15 protein-coding genes are annotated in these 18,784 nt (G+C 39.2%); 5 read left to right on the top strand and 10 right to left on the bottom strand.

Annotation, left to right across the window (positions count from 1 at the left end; all coding sequences use genetic code 11):
• Nucleotides 1-38 precede the first annotated feature (38 nt).
• From CHU_RS04060 to CHU_RS04045, 4 genes are all read right to left on the bottom strand, one after another.
• On the bottom strand, nt 39-3,137 hold the full coding sequence (locus CHU_RS04060) for an efflux RND transporter permease subunit (protein WP_011584233.1): 3,099 nt from the start codon (nt 3,135-3,137) through the stop codon (nt 39-41).
• 3 nt (nt 3,138-3,140) lie between these two features.
• Entirely contained in the window at nt 3,141-4,229 is a 1,089-nt protein-coding gene (locus CHU_RS04055) for an efflux RND transporter periplasmic adaptor subunit (protein ID WP_041932572.1), read from the bottom strand.
• A gap of 4 nt (nt 4,230-4,233) precedes the next feature.
• Entirely contained in the window at nt 4,234-5,520 is a 1,287-nt protein-coding gene (locus CHU_RS04050; RefSeq protein ID WP_011584231.1) for a TolC family protein, read from the bottom strand.
• A 109-nt stretch (nt 5,521-5,629) separates the two neighbouring features.
• Entirely contained in the window at nt 5,630-6,889 is a 1,260-nt protein-coding gene (locus CHU_RS04045) for a metallophosphoesterase (RefSeq protein WP_011584230.1), read from the bottom strand.
• A gap of 185 nt (nt 6,890-7,074) precedes the next feature.
• On the opposite strand from CHU_RS04045, the gene CHU_RS04040 reads away from it, so the two are divergent.
• Together CHU_RS04040 and CHU_RS04035 are read left to right on the top strand one after the other, a co-directional pair.
• Nucleotides 7,075-8,118 (top strand): agmatine deiminase family protein, encoded by a 1,044-nt coding sequence (locus tag CHU_RS04040; protein ID WP_011584229.1) that lies wholly within the window; start codon nt 7,075-7,077, stop codon nt 8,116-8,118.
• Between the two features lie 89 nt (nt 8,119-8,207).
• Complete coding sequence (locus tag CHU_RS04035; RefSeq protein WP_011584228.1) at nt 8,208-9,176, top strand: YitT family protein; 969 nt, start codon at nt 8,208-8,210, stop codon at nt 9,174-9,176.
• 75 nt (nt 9,177-9,251) lie between these two features.
• Here the strand turns inward: CHU_RS04035 and CHU_RS04030 are convergent, their stop codons facing one another.
• On the bottom strand, nt 9,252-10,136 hold the full coding sequence (locus CHU_RS04030; protein ID WP_238379343.1) for a PorP/SprF family type IX secretion system membrane protein: 885 nt from the start codon (nt 10,134-10,136) through the stop codon (nt 9,252-9,254).
• Between the two features lie 110 nt (nt 10,137-10,246).
• Between CHU_RS04030 and CHU_RS04025 the strand changes: the two genes are divergently transcribed.
• The 3 genes from CHU_RS04025 to CHU_RS04015 are packed head-to-tail and all read left to right on the top strand — an operon-like array spanning nt 10,247 to nt 13,567.
• The gene (locus tag CHU_RS04025) at nt 10,247-10,825 is read left to right on the top strand and encodes an RNA polymerase sigma factor (protein WP_011584226.1); all 579 of its coding nucleotides are present in this window, start codon (nt 10,247-10,249) and stop codon (nt 10,823-10,825) included.
• Nucleotides 10,822-11,934 carry a gliding motility-associated C-terminal domain-containing protein gene (locus tag CHU_RS04020; protein ID WP_041932183.1) on the top strand — a complete coding sequence of 371 codons (1,113 nt, stop codon included), beginning with the start codon at nt 10,822-10,824 and terminating at the stop codon, nt 11,932-11,934. Before CHU_RS04025 ends, CHU_RS04020 begins: the two co-directional genes overlap by 4 nt.
• 1 nt (nt 11,935) lies before the next feature.
• The gene (locus CHU_RS04015; protein WP_238379342.1) at nt 11,936-13,567 is read left to right on the top strand and encodes a leucine-rich repeat domain-containing protein; all 1,632 of its coding nucleotides are present in this window, start codon (nt 11,936-11,938) and stop codon (nt 13,565-13,567) included.
• Nucleotides 13,568-13,708: 141 nt separating this feature from the next.
• On the opposite strand, the gene CHU_RS04010 is transcribed toward CHU_RS04015, so the two are convergent.
• The 5 genes from CHU_RS04010 to CHU_RS03990 form a co-directional block, all read right to left on the bottom strand.
• Nucleotides 13,709-15,934 (bottom strand): cation:proton antiporter, encoded by a 2,226-nt coding sequence (locus tag CHU_RS04010; protein WP_011584223.1) that lies wholly within the window; start codon nt 15,932-15,934, stop codon nt 13,709-13,711.
• An 83-nt stretch (nt 15,935-16,017) separates the two neighbouring features.
• On the bottom strand, nt 16,018-16,413 hold the full coding sequence (locus CHU_RS04005; protein WP_187148218.1) for a hypothetical protein: 396 nt from the start codon (nt 16,411-16,413) through the stop codon (nt 16,018-16,020).
• Nucleotides 16,414-16,719: 306 nt separating this feature from the next.
• On the bottom strand, nt 16,720-17,274 hold the full coding sequence (locus CHU_RS04000; RefSeq protein WP_011584221.1) for a hypothetical protein: 555 nt from the start codon (nt 17,272-17,274) through the stop codon (nt 16,720-16,722).
• 186 nt (nt 17,275-17,460) lie between these two features.
• Nucleotides 17,461-17,955 carry a hypothetical protein gene (locus tag CHU_RS03995; protein WP_011584220.1) on the bottom strand — a complete coding sequence of 165 codons (495 nt, stop codon included), beginning with the start codon at nt 17,953-17,955 and terminating at the stop codon, nt 17,461-17,463.
• Nucleotides 17,956-18,057: 102 nt separating this feature from the next.
• On the bottom strand, nt 18,058-18,699 hold the full coding sequence (locus CHU_RS03990; protein WP_011584219.1) for a hypothetical protein: 642 nt from the start codon (nt 18,697-18,699) through the stop codon (nt 18,058-18,060).
• Nucleotides 18,700-18,784 lie beyond the last annotated feature (85 nt).

Raw genomic sequence — 18,784 nt, 5'->3', positions numbered from 1 at the left:
TTATAGCTTTAAGCATTCAGCTTGTTGCGTTCAGCTTATCAGTTTCGCAATGCCGGATGTTTGTAGAAGAAATGACAGATAATCGGGAATACAAGCAACGTTAATATGGTTGCACTTACCAGGCCGCCAATGACTACGATAGCAAGAGGCTTTTGTGTTTCTGAACCGATACCATGAGATAAGGCAGCGGGTAATAAACCTAAGGCAGCCATCAGCGCAGTCATAATTACGGGACGGATACGCGACTGCAGCCCTTCTTTAATTGCCGCATCCAGTTCTTCTCCGTCTATTAATTTTTGTTTGAATACGGATATAAGAATTACACCATTTTGAACACAAATACCAAACAAGGCAATAAAACCAACCCCGGCCGAAATACTGAAGTTTGTTTGCGTAATCCACAATGCCCAGATCCCTCCTATTAAAGCAAACGGCACATTCATTAAAACAAGTCCGGCATCTTTACCTGTGCCAAACATGATAAAGAGAATAATAAAGATTAATACCAGGCTGATCGGCACAACCTGCATCAGACGTTTGGTTGCACGTACCTGGTTTTCAAACTGACCGCGCCATTCCATACGCATGCCTTTATCCAGCGTTATTGTTTTATTCACTTTTGATTGCGCCTCTTCAATGGTACTGCCCATATCACGGCCCCGGATAGAAAATTTAACCGCTACAAAACGTTCGTTGTTTTCACGGTACAGGAATGCAGGGCCGGTAACTTTTGAAATGGTAGCAATTTCTTTCAACAGAATCTTTTGATTACCAAGTGTAGGTACCAGCAAACTTCCAAGCTGCTCTCTGGACATCCTGTACTGTGGCATATATCGTATACGCACATCGAATTTGCGTTCGCCTTCATACAGTTTTGTAATAGCTTTTCCGCCAATAGCCATCTGAATGACCGATTGACAATCGGCTGTACTCACGCCATAGATAGCCATCTTCTGCTGATCCAGATCAATGTGGTATTCCGGCTGGCCCACCAATTGTATCACCCCAAGATCTTCAATGCCTTCAACCGTATTCAGCACCGTATATACGCTGTTTGCTTTTGCTTCCAGTTCATTCGGATCATGTCCGTAAATTTTTACCGCCAAAGAACCTTTAACACCCGAAACGGCTTCTTCCACGTTATCCATGATTGGCTGTGAGAAGTTCAATGAGATACCCTGATACTCCAGAAGCTTTTTCTTCATTTCCGCGATCAATTCTTCTTTGGAAATTTTTCGTTTCCAATCGCCTTCCTGTTTCAGATCCACATGAAATTCGATATTGAAAAATCCGGTTGGATCTGTTCCATCATTCGGACGTCCGCTTTGTGACATAACACCTTTCACTTCATCAAAGGTGAGCAGCGACTTACGCATTTTTTCAGAAATCTTAATCGACTGTTCCAGCGATGTACTCATCGGCATACTTGCACGGATGTATATAGCGCCTTCATTTAACTCCGGAAGGAATTCTGTTCCTAAAAATGTATAGGAAAACAAACCGAAAGCAACAATGCCTATACTAACCAGCATCGTCTTGAATTTATTGTGGAACGTAACGTTGAACGCACGCATCACAATCTTATCAAAAAAGTTAACAACAGGGTTATGCTTTTCGCGTACGTTTTTATTCAGCAGGTAAGACGCCAGAACAGGCACCAGTGTTAAGGTGCAGATCAAAGCGCCCAATAACGCAAAACCAAGCGTGTATGCTAACGGCGAAAACATTTTACCTTCCACTTTCTGGAAAGCGAAAATCGGCAGCAAGGCCGTAACAATAATTAATTTTGAAAAGAAGATTGCTTTGCCCAGCTTACCTGCTTCTTTGCGAATCAATCCAAATTTCAACAAGCCGTTGTACCTGGTCATACCCAGCTTATGCGCCTTCTGATCGAGCAATACAAATAAACCTTCCACCATTACAACAGCTCCATCGGTAATGATACCAAAGTCGATCGCCCCCATGGAAAGCAGGTTTGCACTCATGCCTTTCAGACGCATACAAATAAAGGCAAACAGTAATGCAATCGGAATAACAACAGCAACAATAACCGTTGTGCGCCAGTCGGCCATAAAGACAAATACAATCAGCGTAACCAGGAAAATTCCCTCCATCAGGTTTTTCATAACCGTATGGGTAGTAAAACCGATCAGCGTACTTCTGTCGTAGAATGGTACGATCTGTACATTACGCGGCAGAATGTGTTCGTTTAATTCATCAATCTTTGCTTTCAGATTTTCGAGTACAACACTTGGGTTCTCATTCTTCAGCATCACCACAATACCTTCTACCTGATTCTGCATGGTATCTCTTCCTACATAACCCAACTTCGGCAAAGCAGATTCATGCACGTGTGCCACATTGCTTACAAGTATCGGTGTACCATCAATATTATCAATAACAATATTCTGTATTTCGCGCAGATTATTTAGCACACCTATACCCCGTACAACATATGCCTGATCGTTCTTTTCAATAACATCACCACCAACATTGACGTTGCTTCTTGACACCGCCTGAAATACATCCAGAGCTGTAATGTTATAGTTCTGTAACAAGTTCGGATCTACACTGATCTCAAATGTTTTAACTTCACCTCCAAAGCTTACTACATCAGCAATACCAGGTACACCTTTTAAATTACGTTCAACAACCCAATCCTGTACAGTCTTTAAATCTCTGGAAGATAAATTATCGCCCTTTAATGTATACCGGAAGATTTCGCCCGTAGGACCATAACTTGGCTGCAGCTCGGGAGATGCACCATCCGGGGTTTCTACAGAGATTAACCGGTTGGCTACTAACTGGCGTGCTTTAAATTCATCCACATCATCATCAAACATGATGGTTACAACAGAAAGACCGAACAAGGAAATGGAACGCAGGCTGGTTTTACCCGGAATCGCATTCATTTCTACTTCCAGCGGAATGGTAACAAATTTCTCAACCTCTTCTGTACTTCTGCCCGGCCACTGTGTAATGATCTGAACACGTGTATTGGTAACGTCCGGAAAGGCTTCGATGGGTGTATTTAAATAACTGACTATACCCCACACAACAAGAATCGCTGTTGCAAAAAAGATAAAGAAGCGATTCTTTAATGAAAAGGATACAATAGATAATATAAAACGATTCATAAATTATCTATTAATTAAATGATTATAAATTAACAACTGGTGTTTTGTAATTACGCGTTCCCCTTCTTTCAAACCAGACTGAATACGTACGTTGTTATCAATCTTATCAATACGCTCAATCGCTCTGATATCAATGTGACAAGCGTCTTTGTATACCAGTACATAATCTTTATTGTTATCAAAAATGAGGCTGTTTTCAGGAGCAATCAGACTCTTTACACCGGACTGACTTAGGAGTGATATACTGGCAAACATTTCAGGCTTTAACTTATAGCCTTTGTTATCAAGTATGATACGCACTTTCATTACCCTTGAGCTTTTGTCAAGTACGTTGAAAATTTTATCTACCCGGCCCTTGTAGACTTGATCGGGGTAAGATAAGGTTGTCACTTCAACCTCACTGCCTTCTTTCACATGATCAATATCCGATTCAAATACATTTGCAATCACCCATACATTGTCCAGGTTAGCGATGGTGAAAAGCTGCTCCGTATTATCCATGCGGAACTGCATATTCTCGTTAATAAATTTTTCTGTAATAAAACCTGAAATAGGTGCTTTAACGGTATAGGCAGAAAATTCGCCAACACCATAAATGTTCATGACTTCTTTAATTCTTCTGAGCTCTCCTACTGCTTTCTGATATTCTTTTTTAGCTACAACCAGATCCTTTTCTGAAGACAATCCCCCTTCAAACATATCCTGCGTTACCTGCAGATTTTTTTCTGCAATATTTAAATTCGATTCTGCGATAACCAATTGATTTTGAAAATCTGCAACTTCGGTACTTTGAATAACCGCAAGCACATCTCCTTTATTTACATAATCGCCCAGCTCCACCCGTAAATCTTTTACATAACCGCCAACCAACGGATATACTTTTACCAGCTTATCCTCATTCTCTGTGATCTTGCCGCTCAGCAACAGCCTTGTTGTTACCTGTTTATATTGTATGGTATCAAACTCAATAAGTTTAAGCATGCTGTCTGACAAACAATTCGTATCTATAGGTTCAGCAATTGATTTTTTTTCATCCGAACAAGACGTTCCAAGTAAACCTGCAAAAACCAGCAGCAAAACAAAGCAGTTCATTTTATTATTTAAATTCATATACATCAACTCCTGTTGTAAAATTCAAGTATTCTATTGCCTGTAATCGATTCCCTCTTAATTCATATACACTGTTGATATAGTTTTTATACGTTTCATAAAAATCTATAAATTCAATGAGTGTAATATTTCGTTTCTGATAATTAACAATAAAACCCACAATCATTTTATCAAATTCTTCGATGAGATTATTGTCTTTATTTCTATATAACGTATTGTAATCGCTTACTTGTCTGTATGCCGTTAAAACTTCACTCATTACATTCTGCTCGGCATACTGAAGGTTCACCAGACTTTTTTCATAATTATTCTGTGCAATTTTAATATTACCCTGGTTCCGGTTGAAGACCGGAAGGTCAAACCCAACAACAACGCCTGTATAATTACGGATGTAGTTTGATTGTCTGTCCCAGATACCACCTACATGTAAACCCGGATAGGCATTGGCCTTTTCCAATACATGCATTTGCCTGGTCTGATTAACTTCCAATTGTTTGATACGGACATCTGATCTGTTTTCCATGGCCGTTTCGAACAACGAATCAACGGCATATGTTTCATTCGCAAACGATTCTGCATAACCTTCCGGCAGTACAATTTTATAATAGGGCCGTATAGTATCTGCTGTTAATATGTAAAGGTATTGCAGATGTTCATGCACCGAACGCATGATGGAATATTTTTCATTTTCAAGCGATATTAAAAATGCCTGTAAACGAATCACTTCTCTGGAAGGCACATTGCCTCTTTGATATTGTGCTTCGTATAAAGCAACCGTTTGTTTAAGAGAGGTAATCTGCGTTTCATACATTTTAAGCGACTGCTGTTTGTAATACAGGTCATAGGCGGTTGATCGCAATTCAAATTTTAATGTACGCAGCAAATCATACAGCTGTGCTTCTGCTAATTCACTGTTGATTTTCTGAAGGGTTACATTTTTATTACGGGCACCTGCAATATTTATCAGCTGGCTTACTTCTACACTAGATTGGCCTGTGCCTGAAGCATCAAATACTTTTTTAGTATTCGGATCATAAATTCCCTGCTGAAGTTCGACCGTAGGATTGGGCCAGAGCTTTGCCTGAATGATCTGAGCTTTAGATGATTCGATATCATAATTAGTAGCCAGCAGCAATAAATTGCGCTTGATAAAATTATTTTCAGCCTCTGTAACTGAAAGCTCAACGGTATCTGCCGGTGTTAGCGAACCTGCAAAAAGAGCAGTTGTGCATGCAATAAATACATGTACACATAAAATTATTTTCCTTTTCATTCTCTGTGAAATTCCTGCAATTTAATTCTGAATCCTGAATGAATCCTGAATTACATGTACAATCCGCACAACAATAAACAAGCCAGAAAATGAAATTGTTTAAAAATTACTAGGAATTATGTAATTCCATTACCGTTATTTCAGGAGACATTCCAACCCTTCCCGGAAATCCTATAAAGCCAAACCCTCTGTTAACATACAGATACTGACCGTCTTTTTCATACAAACCGGCCCACTGATCATACATCCACTGGACAGGGCTCCATTTTATGCCGCCTTTTTCAATACCGAACTGCATACCATGCGTATGACCGGCAAACATAACATCTATATCTTTATATTTCTGACGTACTTCTGCATCCCAATGGCTTGGATCGTGTGATAACAATAACTTAACCGGCACTGTTTCAGTACCTGCATAAGCCAGGTTCATTTTACCATACTTTGGAAAATGCCCTTTGGCTCCCCAGTTTTCAATACCAATAATGGCCAGTTCCTGACCGTCTTTTTTTAAAATCCGGTGTTCATTCATTAAAATATCCCAGCCCATTTTTTTATGCACACCAATCAGCTTCGTTAAGTTTTCATGCTTCTCTTCTATCGAGTTCCAGGCAACATAATCACCATAATCATGATTACCAAGTGTAGAATAAATCCCCAACGGAGCTTTCAAGGTTGAAAATAAGTCGATATAATCGTCCATTTCAGCGGCTATATTATTCACCAGATCGCCGGTAAAAAATATAATATCTGGCTTTTGCTGCATAACCATATCAATACCGCGCTGTACTGCGGTTTTATTATAAAAACTGCCTGCGTGTATATCCGATAACTGTACAATTTTCAATCCGTTCCATGCGGATGGCAATTTTTTTAATACCAGCCTTTTTTTACGCACCGTGTAATCATGCGCGCCAACAAGTATTCCATATGTCATGCCTGCAAAGGGGATTGCAGAAACAGCCAGGCCTGCTTTCAATAAAAAACCTGAACGTGAAATAGTTGTTTTTCCGGTTACAGTATCTACCTGCGTTTCTGGCTGAAACCAGGCGTATATAAGTTGTACAAGCCGTTGCCCGTCATCAAGCAGAAGAAACAGTACAAATACTAATTTGGTCAGAAACAATCCCATGATCAAACCGATTGAAATACTGCGCAGCCAGGTAGGCCAGGCAGCATATGCCCCGGAATACATAATGAGCAGATTAAAAATTGTCCACGCAGTAAAACCCCAATAAACATATTGGATTATTTTTCGGCTTGTTGGCTGAACAAAATCTGTAAGTGCTTTAATACCAGTAAAAACATACCAATCAATCAGAAAAAAAACACCAATTGAAATAAAGAGAACCATTATATTACCACGCATATTTTTTTGTATTTACTTCAGAGACGCAAAGGTCAGGTAAATATTTTAATTCCTTTAAATATTTCATTTTTTATTTAACGCACAAACAACAATAAGACCTTGTTCTGAGACAGGAAACTTATTCTACTTTTGTATATTTGTTTGTTCGGCTTTCAAAAAAAGCTTTAAAATTGATATTTACGCATATGAATAAAAATACTCCAGCTCAACAAGGTTATTCGTTTCCGGCAGAATGGGCAAAACATAAAGCAACCTGGTTAAGCTGGCCGCATAAGGAAGCTTCCTGGCCAGGTAAATTAGACAGTATTTTTCCTCAGTATGCGCAGTTTATCAAATTGATTGCTGAAGGTGAAGAAGTACGCATCAATGTTGCCAATGCTGCAATGGAAGCTTTTGCCAGAGGATATATTGAAAAAGCAGGTGCAGACATGCACAATGTGTTTTTTCATCATTTCCCTACTAACGATGCCTGGTGCAGAGATCACGGGCCTGCATTCCTTGTAAACCCGGCGGCAGAACAGAAAAAAGTAATTGTCGACTGGGGATATAATGCCTGGGGCGGCAAGTATCCTCCGTACGATCTGGATGACGTTATTCCTACAAAAATTGCACAGATGTATAACATTCCCGTGTTTCACCCGGGAATTGTTATGGAAGGCGGATCGGTAGAGTTTAACGGCAGAGGTACATTACTGACATCCACATCGTGCTTATTGAATCCGAATCGCAACCCTTCAAAAAGCAGGGAACAAATAGAGGAATACCTGGAAGATTATTACGGCGTGGAACATATCTTATGGCTTGGAGAAGGCATTGTGGGAGATGATACAGATGGCCATATTGATGACATTACACGTTTTGTAAATGAAGATACTGTAGTAACGGTTGTGGAAGAAAATAAAAGTGACGACAATTATTTTCTGTTAAAAGACAACCTGAAAGACTTACATAAGATGCGCCTGGAAAATGGCAAGCAGTTAAACGTAATTGAATTGCCGATGCCTTCGGCTGTGATCTATGATGACCAGCGCCTGCCGGCTTCTTATGCAAACTTTTACATCAGCAACAACCATGTTGTTGTGCCTACATTCAGAGATAAAAATGATGAAGTTGCGTTAGAGATATTGCAACAGCTTTTTACCGATAGAAAAGTAACCGGATTAGATTCAACAGATATTATCTGGGGCCTTGGAAGCTTCCATTGCCTGAGCCAGCAGGAACCTGCTTAATTGAGTGTAAAGTTTAGCGTGTAAAGTGTGATGCACTTTACACGCTAAACTTTACACTTTTATATCATTGCACTAAAATTTACTGCACTTTGAATAAACTACTTTCAAGAATCATTGAAACGTCTGTAATAAACAGAAGGCGTGAATCAAAAGAACAGTATTCTTCTTTTGAAAAGGCTAAAGAGTTTCGTCTTCTTAAAATAGATCTTGGCAGAGTGGTTAAAGATATTATACTTATTTCATTAGGTATTATGTCTGCGGCCATCGGGTTGAAAAGTTTTCTTCTTCCAGCTAAATTTATAGATGGAGGTGCAACCGGTATTGCACTGTTATTATCCGAACTTACAAAGATAGAACTGGCAAGCCTGCTGATTCTGGTAAACATTCCATTTGTTGTTTTAGGGTATCATGTGATCAGCAAAAAATTTGCAATTAAAACCGGCATTGCCATTGCTGTGCTGGCCATTGTTACGCATTTATTTTCTTTCCCTGAGATTACGCACGACAAATTACTGGTAAGTATTTTTGGTGGCTTTTTCTTAGGTGCCGGTATCGGTTTCTCTGTACGCGGAGGTGCTGTTATTGATGGAACAGAAGTACTGGCAATTTATGTAAGCCGCAAATTTGGCGTTACCATGGGCGATGTAATCATTGGTTTTAATGTATTGATTTTTTCAGTAGCAGCGTATACACTTACCATTGAAACAGCTTTATATTCTATGATCACGTATTTAGCAGCGTCCAAAACCATTGACTTTGTTGTTGAAGGTATTGATGAATACATTGGCATTACGGTTATTTCATCGCACAGCGAAGAAATACGGGAAATGATTACAACAAACATGCACAAAGGTGTTACGGTATACAAGGGCAAACGCGGATTTGGAAAACATGGCCATGTAGATGATCTGGATATTATTTATACCATCATAACCCGTTTGGAGATAAGTAAAATAAATACCGAAATTGAAAAAATTGATCCGAATGCATTTGTTGTCATGACAAGTGTAAAAGATACCCGCGGCGGCATGGTTAAGAAAAGACGCCTGAAACATTAACGGTATCGTAGGGGCAATCCTTGCGGTTGCCCTAAAGGCAGGGCAACCGCAAGGATTGCCCCTAACAGGTTGCCATTAAAACGAATAGCCTGCCGATAGTTCAAATGCGTTATCAAGTGTATTGGCCAGCTTCCGGGTGCTTAACATAAACGAACCCATAAAGCGGATATTTCCTGTACCGACATGGATTGATTTCAAACCAAATAAAATTGCAACACCTCTTTTGTAACGCAGATTAATACCTGCTTCAAACAGATCGTTGAATAAAAAAACAGGTGCCGCCTGTATATCAAACACAGAACCTGATTCATACCTGTAGAATACATGCGTTGTTAACAATACATGTGCACTGAGATAAGAAGCATAGACCGCATTTACATTTATGTACGGAGTAAGCAGAAATGTTTGATTCACGGGTGTCAATTCCGAACGGGTGAATTGTTGATACGATATACCGATTTTTAATTTAGGCCGTATGTACCACAAACCTGCATTGCCGTCAAAAGAAGTTGAAGAACCGCCGCCGCCAGCCTGTGAAGCAAGAAACGTATACTTCACCATACCTGCTGAAATACCTGCCGAGATGGAAGCACGTTCACTGATGGATGTTGACCAGGAATACCTGAGGTATGCACGCGTTCTGTTAATAAAAGCACCATCGTTATACGCAATCACCAGGGCACCGAGTCTGCTGTACTGCATAGCGGTACGGTGATTGATCCGTACATTGCCATCCACATACAAGCGGTTTACACCATCAAACAAACCGATCAGTGATCTGTTTCCGATGTTGACCTGTATCTTACCGGTACTGTCTGAACTTGCGGGATTGATGAGGTAATAATTCTGAAAAAACTGATCAAATACAACAGGCGTAATATCTCCCGTTTGTGCATGGGTTTGCATGGAAAAATCCATCAAAAAAAGCATACAGAAACCAAACGAGGTAATTCTTCTCACATTTTTGTTCAATAAAATCACACCAAGTTACTATTTTTTTATAATTGTGCCTTTTAAAAATAAAAACTGTTTACCTTTTACCCATCAAATCGTAAGAAATATAATTAGTCGTGAGCGAAAAGGAAAAAGTCATCATTGAAAGTATCCGCAGCGGTGCAAATAATATTGCATTAGAGTATCTCTATGACATCAGTTTGAAGAAAGTAAGACAGTACATTCTTAAAAACAATGGCAGCAAGGATGACGCAAACGATATTTTCCAGGACGCGGTAATTGTTTTATTCAATCAGATCCGGTTAAATAAATTCAATGAAGCCTATTCCATCGATGCCTTTATATACTCCGTAGCGCGGAATTTGTGGATCGATAAAGTCCGCCGGGATAAAAAATTTACCAAATACGATTCGCCGGATGATTACGCTGTTATTGCTTCAGACACCAATCACCTGGATGCATTGATACAAAAAGAGAAAAGCGCTGCAATGAAAACGGTATTCAATTTATTGGATGAAAAATGCCGGAATATATTAACTTACGTGATCTACGAAAAGCGTTCGATGAAGGAAATCAAAGAGTTAATGGGTTACAGCAGCGAAGATGTTGCAAAGACGAATCATTACAGATGCAAACAATATTTAACCAAACTGGTGAAAAGCAATCCTTCATTAGTTGATTTATTACGAAATTGAGACCTGAATTAGAGACATATCAGTTAATTGACAACTATCTCAACGGAACGTTGACGGGAGAAGAGCTCGCTGCTTTTGAGCAGCGACTTCAAACAGATTCTTCTTTAGCTGAAGAAGTGTCTTTTGTACAGCTCACAAATGAGGTTGTTGTCGGCGCTACTTTCGATGCGCTCAGAAACCAGATGAGTAATGATATAGCAGACATAGATGCTTCAAAAAACACGCGTACCTGGGGATTAACAGGCCTTATTTTGGGTATTGTAAGTATCGGTGTAGTAGGTATGTATACGCTTTCGACAGAGGAAGATACAACATCCGTAACTGCACCTGCCCTGCAAACACCTTCGGTAATAAAAAACAAGCCAGCGGAACAGTCTGCTGCCAGTGAAAAAATAACACAGCCGGCAACAACGGAAAAAACAAACCAGCTGCACACACAAACAGATGTACGAACGGCATCGCCTGATGAAAAAATTTCCCTTCAGACACCACTAGAAAAAAGCACAACGGACCATACCTTTACACAAATTCCCGTTATAAAACCTGCTGAAACAATCGCACATACACCGGTTTCAAAAACAACCGATGCGGTTAATCCGTGCGATCAGATAACCCTTAAAGCAGTTATCACTTCAAGTCCAAGCTGTGACGATGCAAGCAATGGAAGTATCACCATTCCGATCAATCAAATCAGCGGTGGTACCAAGCCTTATAAAATCTCCTTTAATAAATCAACAGATGCGGGCACTAAAGAGCATTATGCCTATTTACCGGCAGGCACTTATAACATTAACATTACAGACGCCAACGGCTGTACAAAAAACTTCTCTTCTGAAGTAACGGAAAAAAACTGCCGCAAAACTTCTTATGTGTTTGCGCCGGATAAAGGACAGGTCTGCACCATCACCGCTAAAGAGGATGAGAGCTATGTATTAACTATCTTAAATATGGCCGGCAAACAGGTATATAAAACAAATACCATGGAAGGAAGCTTTGAATGGCAGGGATTAAGCCAGCAAGGTGAATATTTAACAGCAGGTTTGTATATTTATATCCTTGAATATACTTCAGGAGAAAAAGAAAACGGACAAATAACTATTGTACGCTAAATTGAAAACAATTTCAAACATATTATCCTTACGGTCACGCCTGCTGGCAAGCATTCTGGTGATGCTTATATCCATAACGGTTGCTTCTGCGCAGGGAACCTATGTGATTCAGGATGTTAATTTCAAAAACAAATTACAATCCAGTTATCCATGGGTTATGACAGGCAACCAGTTAAATATTACTGCTGCCGGTATGTTTACCAATGATCTCATTCTGACAGGTGCAAACATTTCAAATTTAGATGGCATTCAATATTTCACTTCTGTATTCAAGATAGATGCGTCCTTTAACAATTTAACGGCACTTCCGAATATATCGTCCCTCACACAATTGAAATACCTGTATGTAAACTTTAACAGGCTTACTCAATTGCCCGACTTAAGCAATCAAACAAATCTGGTTGAGATACAGGCTACAACAAATGCTCTTACCAGTTTGCCTTCTCTTACCAATCTGGTAAACCTGAATAATCTTTTCCTTACAAATAATAAACTCACCAGCTTACCGAATATTTCAACACTTGTGAATTTAAAGTATCTGATCATCGGGAATAATCCATTTACAAGCTTACCGGACTTCTCTCCAAATGTACAGCTGCTTGAACTGCACGTACACCAGACAAATATTTCACAGATCACGGGCCTGGCCCAATTAACAAAACTTACTAAATTATATTGCTGGGAAAATTCAATAACTGATCTTTCAGCATTATCTGACAACACAACATTAACCGGCCTGTTTGCTTTTTCAAACAAACTCCGTTCGTTACCAACTTTAACAAACAAACCTAACCTCAACAGTGTTGAAGTTGAAAAAAATAATTTAACCTTTGAAGATCTGCTGCCTTTAAAAACGGTAACAACACTGACAGATTTCAGCTACAGTCCGCAGGACAGCCTCGGCACCTACACACAGAATACAATTCGTTCACAGCAACCGCTTTCTTTATCCATTACCGAAGATGCCGGCGTAAGCAGCAACACCTATACCTGGTATAAAAATGCAGCGCTTTCAGGCATAACAACACGGGCGTTCTCTATAAATAAAACGCAGGTTACCGACAAAGGGAAATATTATGTAAGTATTAAAAATCCGAACTTGCCTTTATTAACCTTAACGCATAGAATCTGGAACATAGAGGTAACGGACTGTATTGATCTGAATGCATTCTCATTTGATGTCTCCTCAAACGAGTGCAGTGGCGGGGCAACCGTGGAAACAGCTGTTGTATTGAATGGCGGTACGGCACCGTACACCTACGCATTAATTCCGTTTTACAATACCGATACCATACGCAGCTCTACAGGAGATTTTACACAGGTGCCTCCGGGCAAATATACCTTTACGGTGCGCGATGCCAACAACTGCGGTATAGATTCTGTACAGACCATTCCAAAACCAAAAGCGTGCGATCCGGTTATTACGCCAAACGGAGATGCGCATATGAATTCTTATTTTATTGAACAGAGCGGTCCGGCTAAAATTGTTGATATGGGAGGTAAAACAATCCTGCAATTGACGGCACCGGCTGTATGGTATGGCACCAAGGCTGACGGCACATTAGCAGATGCCGGCTATTATGTGATTATCGTAAACAATAAAAAAATAACGAACATTACAGTAGTTCGATAATTCGATCCGCATACTACAACATATAAAAAAGGGAAAGGCTTCACTTGAAGCCTTTCCCTTTTTTATATGTTGTGCCCATACCCTTGTACATCTTCAGGCCCTGTCCGCGGCGGCGAACGAGGGCCTGAAAGTATCTCCCGGTTAAAATAATTCTTTAATCACTTTACTGCCTCCGGCAATCCAAACAATATCACCTTCTTCAAAATATAAGGTGGAGGGAGGATTTAAAATACGTTCGCCGTTTCGTTCTACACCTACAACCAGCGCACGCTTCTCCCTGATTCCCGATTCTTTGATTGCTCTGTTCAGCAGCGGTGTATCTTTATCAACGATTACATTTTTCAAAACCAGATCGTTTTTAATTAATGTATAGGTTTCTATTTCGTCGGCTGTTAATTCACAGGCAATGATCTCCTTCAGTTTTAACAGCTGTTCATCACTGCCCACAACGGATATAATATCACCGGGATAGATCCGCTCTGTACGCGATGGCAGCGGCAAGGTAACATACTCCCGTTCGATCATGATGATGTTTACCCCATATGCTTCCCGGATGGCCATTTCTTCAAGCGTCTTTCCGATCACGGGCGACAACGGCGAAACTTTAAATTCAATGATGTGCGCATCCCAGGGGGTGATCTTTGCTTTATAATCGTTTGCTTCATCGCGTTCATTGAAGTTCACCAGAAAACGTTTTTCCATGCGGTCATATAAAAACTGCAGGCGCTTTGAAAACAAGAAAAAGAAGACAGCAAATACAATAAGCGATATGATCGTTGCCAGAGCCGTATCCAGGTAAAAGCTTAACAGAAAACCCACACTCAGCAGACCGACCAGCAAACGGACTACACCCAGCAGGATAAGCGGGCTTCTGCCCTTCTTTTCATTGTCCCACAAACGCTGGTATTCAGCAGGTGCAATTTGTTTCATTGTTAGCGCCCATAAAAACGGAACGGTTAATATAAAGCTAATGACAATACCGGTAACACTCCCATTAAATCCATTAATCACATGTTCCTGAATAAAGGGATAAATGTACAAGGCCGATAATAAACCGAAAGCGATCAGCAATACAATATTCAGCAGCATATTGATCGCATACGATTTCAGAAAAATATTCCAGTCGCTTAACACAACAATGGATTGTGTATCTGTACCATAGTTTTCAATCACACGTAAAAATTTCGGTGAAGCATTCCGTTCGATCAAACCATAGAACGAACCGGAATATTTAATTAAATACGGTGTCGTAAATGTTGTGATCGCTGACACGGCCACGATGATCGGATAGAGAAAGGGACTGATCACCTTTAATGATAACCCAAGTGTTGCTATGATAAAAGAAAATTCTCCGATCTGTGCCAGGCTCATCCCCGTCTGCACCGATTGTTTTAATGGCTGTCCGGAAATTAATGCACCTATGGTTGACGCAATCGCTTTACCAAAGATGGTTACAAGTGTAAGTATACCGATCGGATACGCATATTCAACCAGTACACCCGGATCAATCATCATACCTACCGAAACAAAAAACACCGCGCCGAATAAATCTTTGATCGGCTTAATGAGATGTTCCACATGTTCGGCTTCTGTTGTCTCCGCTAAAATAGAACCCATGATGAATGCACCCAAAGCCGGAGAAAAACCAGCCTGATCTGCCAGAATAACCATCGTTAAACACAGGCCCAATGCCACCAGCAGCATGGTTTCATCGGTCATCAGCTTTCTTGATTTTTTAAGAAACGTTGGAATAAAATAGATACCTCCGGCAAACCACAGGATCAGAAAAAAAATCAGTTTCAGAATGGAATACAACATCTCCATGCCGGCAAACTGCTGGCTTACGGCTACGGTTGTAAGCAGTACCATCAATACAATGGCTACCAGATCTTCCACGATTAAGGCACCAAAAACAACGCTGGCATATTTTTTATTTTTTACATCCAGCTCTTCAAAGGCACGGATGATAATGGTTGTAGAGGATATAGACAACATGGCGCCAAGAAAGAAACAGTTCATCTGTGACCACCCCATTAAATGGCCGGCAAAATAACCGACAAACAGCATCACTACAATCTGAAAGACGGCGGTTATGGAGGATGCCCCCCCTACTTTAATGAGTTTCTTAAAACTGAATTCCAGACCAAGAGAAAACAATAAGATAATGACGCCAAGCTCAGCCCAGGTAGAAATGTTTTTGTATTCGGATATCGTAGGGAATAATTTAATATTCGGTCCTACAAGCAGCCCGGCTATAATATAACCGAGCACAAGCGGCTGTTTGATCTTTTTAAAAATCAAGGTTGTTATGGCCGCAGTAACAAGAATTAAGGCCAGATCTGTAATTAATTCCGGTAAATGATGCATAGATTTATCAGGTTAAAATTAAATCAAATAACTCTTACAGCCTTTGGTTAAAGGCTGTAAACAAAATAGATGTTTGATGTATGTCAAATCCGGATCTGCCGGAACAAAATAATGCGGTCGGCTGCAGGCGCGCTGAAGTCAGCATGACTGCCGTATAAAAATACTGTATCTGCTGAACCTGTTATACATGGTGCTGTTTTCCAATATGCTCCTGCAGAGATAAGCTGATCGCTGTCTGTATTTCTGACAAGACGGCCGTGCTGATAGACATGGGAAAAATGAAACAAACACATGTGCTGCTCCTTATTCTGATCAACAGCTGTGTGCTGATTGTTATTGATGCATTTCGCTTTAAGGTTTATATGAGACACCAGCTGTTTGTGTGATACCACGTATACCAGCACAAGTATGCTCCAGCAGAGCGTAATGAGTATGGAATATATGGCGCGGATGTGGATCATGTATGAGTTAAAACGCATGTATTTTGTATGCAGTATCACCGGTTTATTCTTTTACCGGAATGATACCAGCTAAATAAGATAGTAATTTTTTGGGAAAATTCCTATAGTGAGGTTGGGTGGGCGTTGAGTGAGAGGGGGTTGAAAATGTGGGTATGGAACAGAGGCACTTTTACAAATAAATAAAATGGCTGTTATTGCAACTCATCTCAACTATGCCACTGCTATAACCAGCTGTAGTGCCATTGGCCAACAGCTGGTTAATTATCGATTAGGTTAGAGCGTTAAATCTCCAATAGTAGTAGTACAAGAAGTGATTAATTACAATTAATCGTGTTTACCTAAAATCGGATTTAAGTCCTTTGCTAACTTTATTTCCAGAACACTCATGTAATCGGCCATTTCATTTTCAAATTCAAGAACATGCATTTTTAATTTCATATTCGTGCCCTGTGTCCAGTAAAAAAGTTGAAGGCCTTGAGTTCTTGAAACCTTGTAATAACCTAAATGTTGAACCAATCTTCCCCATAATCCTTTTTTAACTTTACCTACATATAACACTTTGCTTTGGGGTATTTTCTTTTTAATAGCTGGCACAGATTTAGCTCCAGGTATTAATTTATAATTTTGTATTCTAGAAACAATATCATCGGCGGTATGATCTGATTCAATTTCAAAATAATATAAGCATGGCCCACATATATTTACCACCTTATCAAAAAGGTGAGCAAAGTCACCTTCTTTCAAAACATTTATGAAATTGTAATCCTTCATTTCGAAGCAATCAATTTCAAATTGATAAAATTCTTTTACTCCCGTTTCTGAAACTCGTAACAAAGGCAAAGTTGCAGACTTGCTGAATGCTTTAATTTTTTCGTTCATTATGTATTTTAATCTTGTTTGTAATTGTAATGTTTCACTTCACATCTGCTTTAACCTGCTGTGGTGCCAGAGGCCAACAGCCAGCTAAGCTTTGATATGTAAGCCTTCAGGCTTATGGTTTCTAAATTCATCTTAAATTGTAAGCATGAAATGTATAAACTTGCGGAACAAAGTTTTCTAATAGTTTCAATCTGATATGATATCCTTTCTTATGTATTCGCCTTTACCGGCCGAGTACCAGATTTCTTTTCCAGATTGTTCATTCTTATAGTTTAATCCAGTTGAGTAACTAATATTTGTCCAGCTGCTTTTTGAATCAGCGCGTTCCATTCTTGTAATAGCAATACAATTCTCCGCAATTCTAATTGATTGAATAATGAGTTCCCATCCAGTATCACTTATTGAATGGATTAGCTGAGATTCATTTCCAAAATATGTTGTCGTGATATTTTTATTGGATTTTATAGAATTTTGAATTTTCAATATGGAATACTCTAACAGTTCTTCTGTTACTGTAGAGTCAAAAGCTATAATATAATCCATCGTTTGATCATATTTAGGAATACAATCATCTTCATAATTTTCTCCTTCTTCAATTGTTTCATAGTATTGTTGGGAAGTCAATTCAAATGATGTAGTTAGGGTATTATTTTTACATTTATATGTTATTTCAATGTTCATTTAGTAATAGTTTTCAGATCTGTTTTCAATAAATAAATTATAAATCTCACTATCTGGTTTAGTAATTAAAATTCCGAAGAGGGGAAGTCTTGACTCTTAGCTCTAATTTTCAATCTGTTTTTTTATTTTCTTAAAAATTAAATATGTCGCTTGTCTGTTCTTCTCTAAGAGATCAATAAATTTTTGAAGTGAATTCAAGTAATCGGGTAAAAATTCTTTCATTTTACTCCAATACTGGTCTGCTAACTGCTCGTTGCTGTCTAAATGAGAGTTGTATAATGATGTCCAAAATTCAACATCATTACCCCGATAATTCATTTCTGCAAGGCAATCGCATAGTTTACCAAGGTCTTCCTCACTCCAGGATTTTTCATCTTCTAAATCGAAATACAAGTGAATCCCGTTAATGTCAAAATATTTGTCACCAGATAAGAGATCGAGTGTTTTACTATTTTTGTTTAGGGTTTCTGTTATAATTCTAATGTCTAATTTTGTTTCATCAATTTCATTCAGAGCCTTATGAATTGTCTCCATAGACTTTTTCATTTCAATTGCCTTGTTGAGATACGTCCAATAGTAAGCAACTGCACTTTCGGCCTTCTCTAATTTCCGCTGATAAGTTATTTTCTTTAAATCTCTATTAAAGTCAACCTTTCTATTTATTTGATTAAAAATCTCTCTTATAATCAATGTTACAACCGAACCTGTAAGAAATGCTGTGATTGTATTTGTGTCAAATGTCATTTATAATTATTTAATTTTCCCAGAAGACATGCTGAGATCAGAATTATTATAAGGGATTGTAAATCGTTTTTTATTTGGCTTTGGA

The organism is Cytophaga hutchinsonii ATCC 33406, from assembly GCF_000014145.1.
GTDB classification, from domain to species: domain Bacteria; phylum Bacteroidota; class Bacteroidia; order Cytophagales; family Cytophagaceae; genus Cytophaga; species Cytophaga hutchinsonii.
This window is presented reverse-complemented; position numbering and strand designations above follow the sequence as displayed.

Coding starts and splice junctions, on each gene's coding strand:
- CHU_RS04045 (WP_011584230.1), bottom strand. CDS start 6,889: ATGCGTGGTAATATAATGGTTCTCTTTATTTCAATTGGTGTTTTTTTT.
- CHU_RS04055 (WP_041932572.1), bottom strand. CDS start 4,229: ATGAACTGCTTTGTTTTGCTGCTGGTTTTTGCAGGTTTACTTGGAACG.
- CHU_RS04005 (WP_187148218.1), bottom strand. CDS start 16,413: ATGCGTTTTAACTCATACATGATCCACATCCGCGCCATATATTCCATA.
- CHU_RS04010 (WP_011584223.1), bottom strand. CDS start 15,934: ATGCATCATTTACCGGAATTAATTACAGATCTGGCCTTAATTCTTGTT.
- CHU_RS03995 (WP_011584220.1), bottom strand. CDS start 17,955: ATGAACATTGAAATAACATATAAATGTAAAAATAATACCCTAACTACA.
- CHU_RS04060 (WP_011584233.1), bottom strand. CDS start 3,137: ATGAATCGTTTTATATTATCTATTGTATCCTTTTCATTAAAGAATCGC.
- CHU_RS04000 (WP_011584221.1), bottom strand. CDS start 17,274: ATGAACGAAAAAATTAAAGCATTCAGCAAGTCTGCAACTTTGCCTTTG.
- CHU_RS04050 (WP_011584231.1), bottom strand. CDS start 5,520: ATGAAAAGGAAAATAATTTTATGTGTACATGTATTTATTGCATGCACA.
- CHU_RS04040 (WP_011584229.1), top strand. CDS start 7,075: ATGAATAAAAATACTCCAGCTCAACAAGGTTATTCGTTTCCGGCAGAA.
- CHU_RS03990 (WP_011584219.1), bottom strand. CDS start 18,699: ATGACATTTGACACAAATACAATCACAGCATTTCTTACAGGTTCGGTT.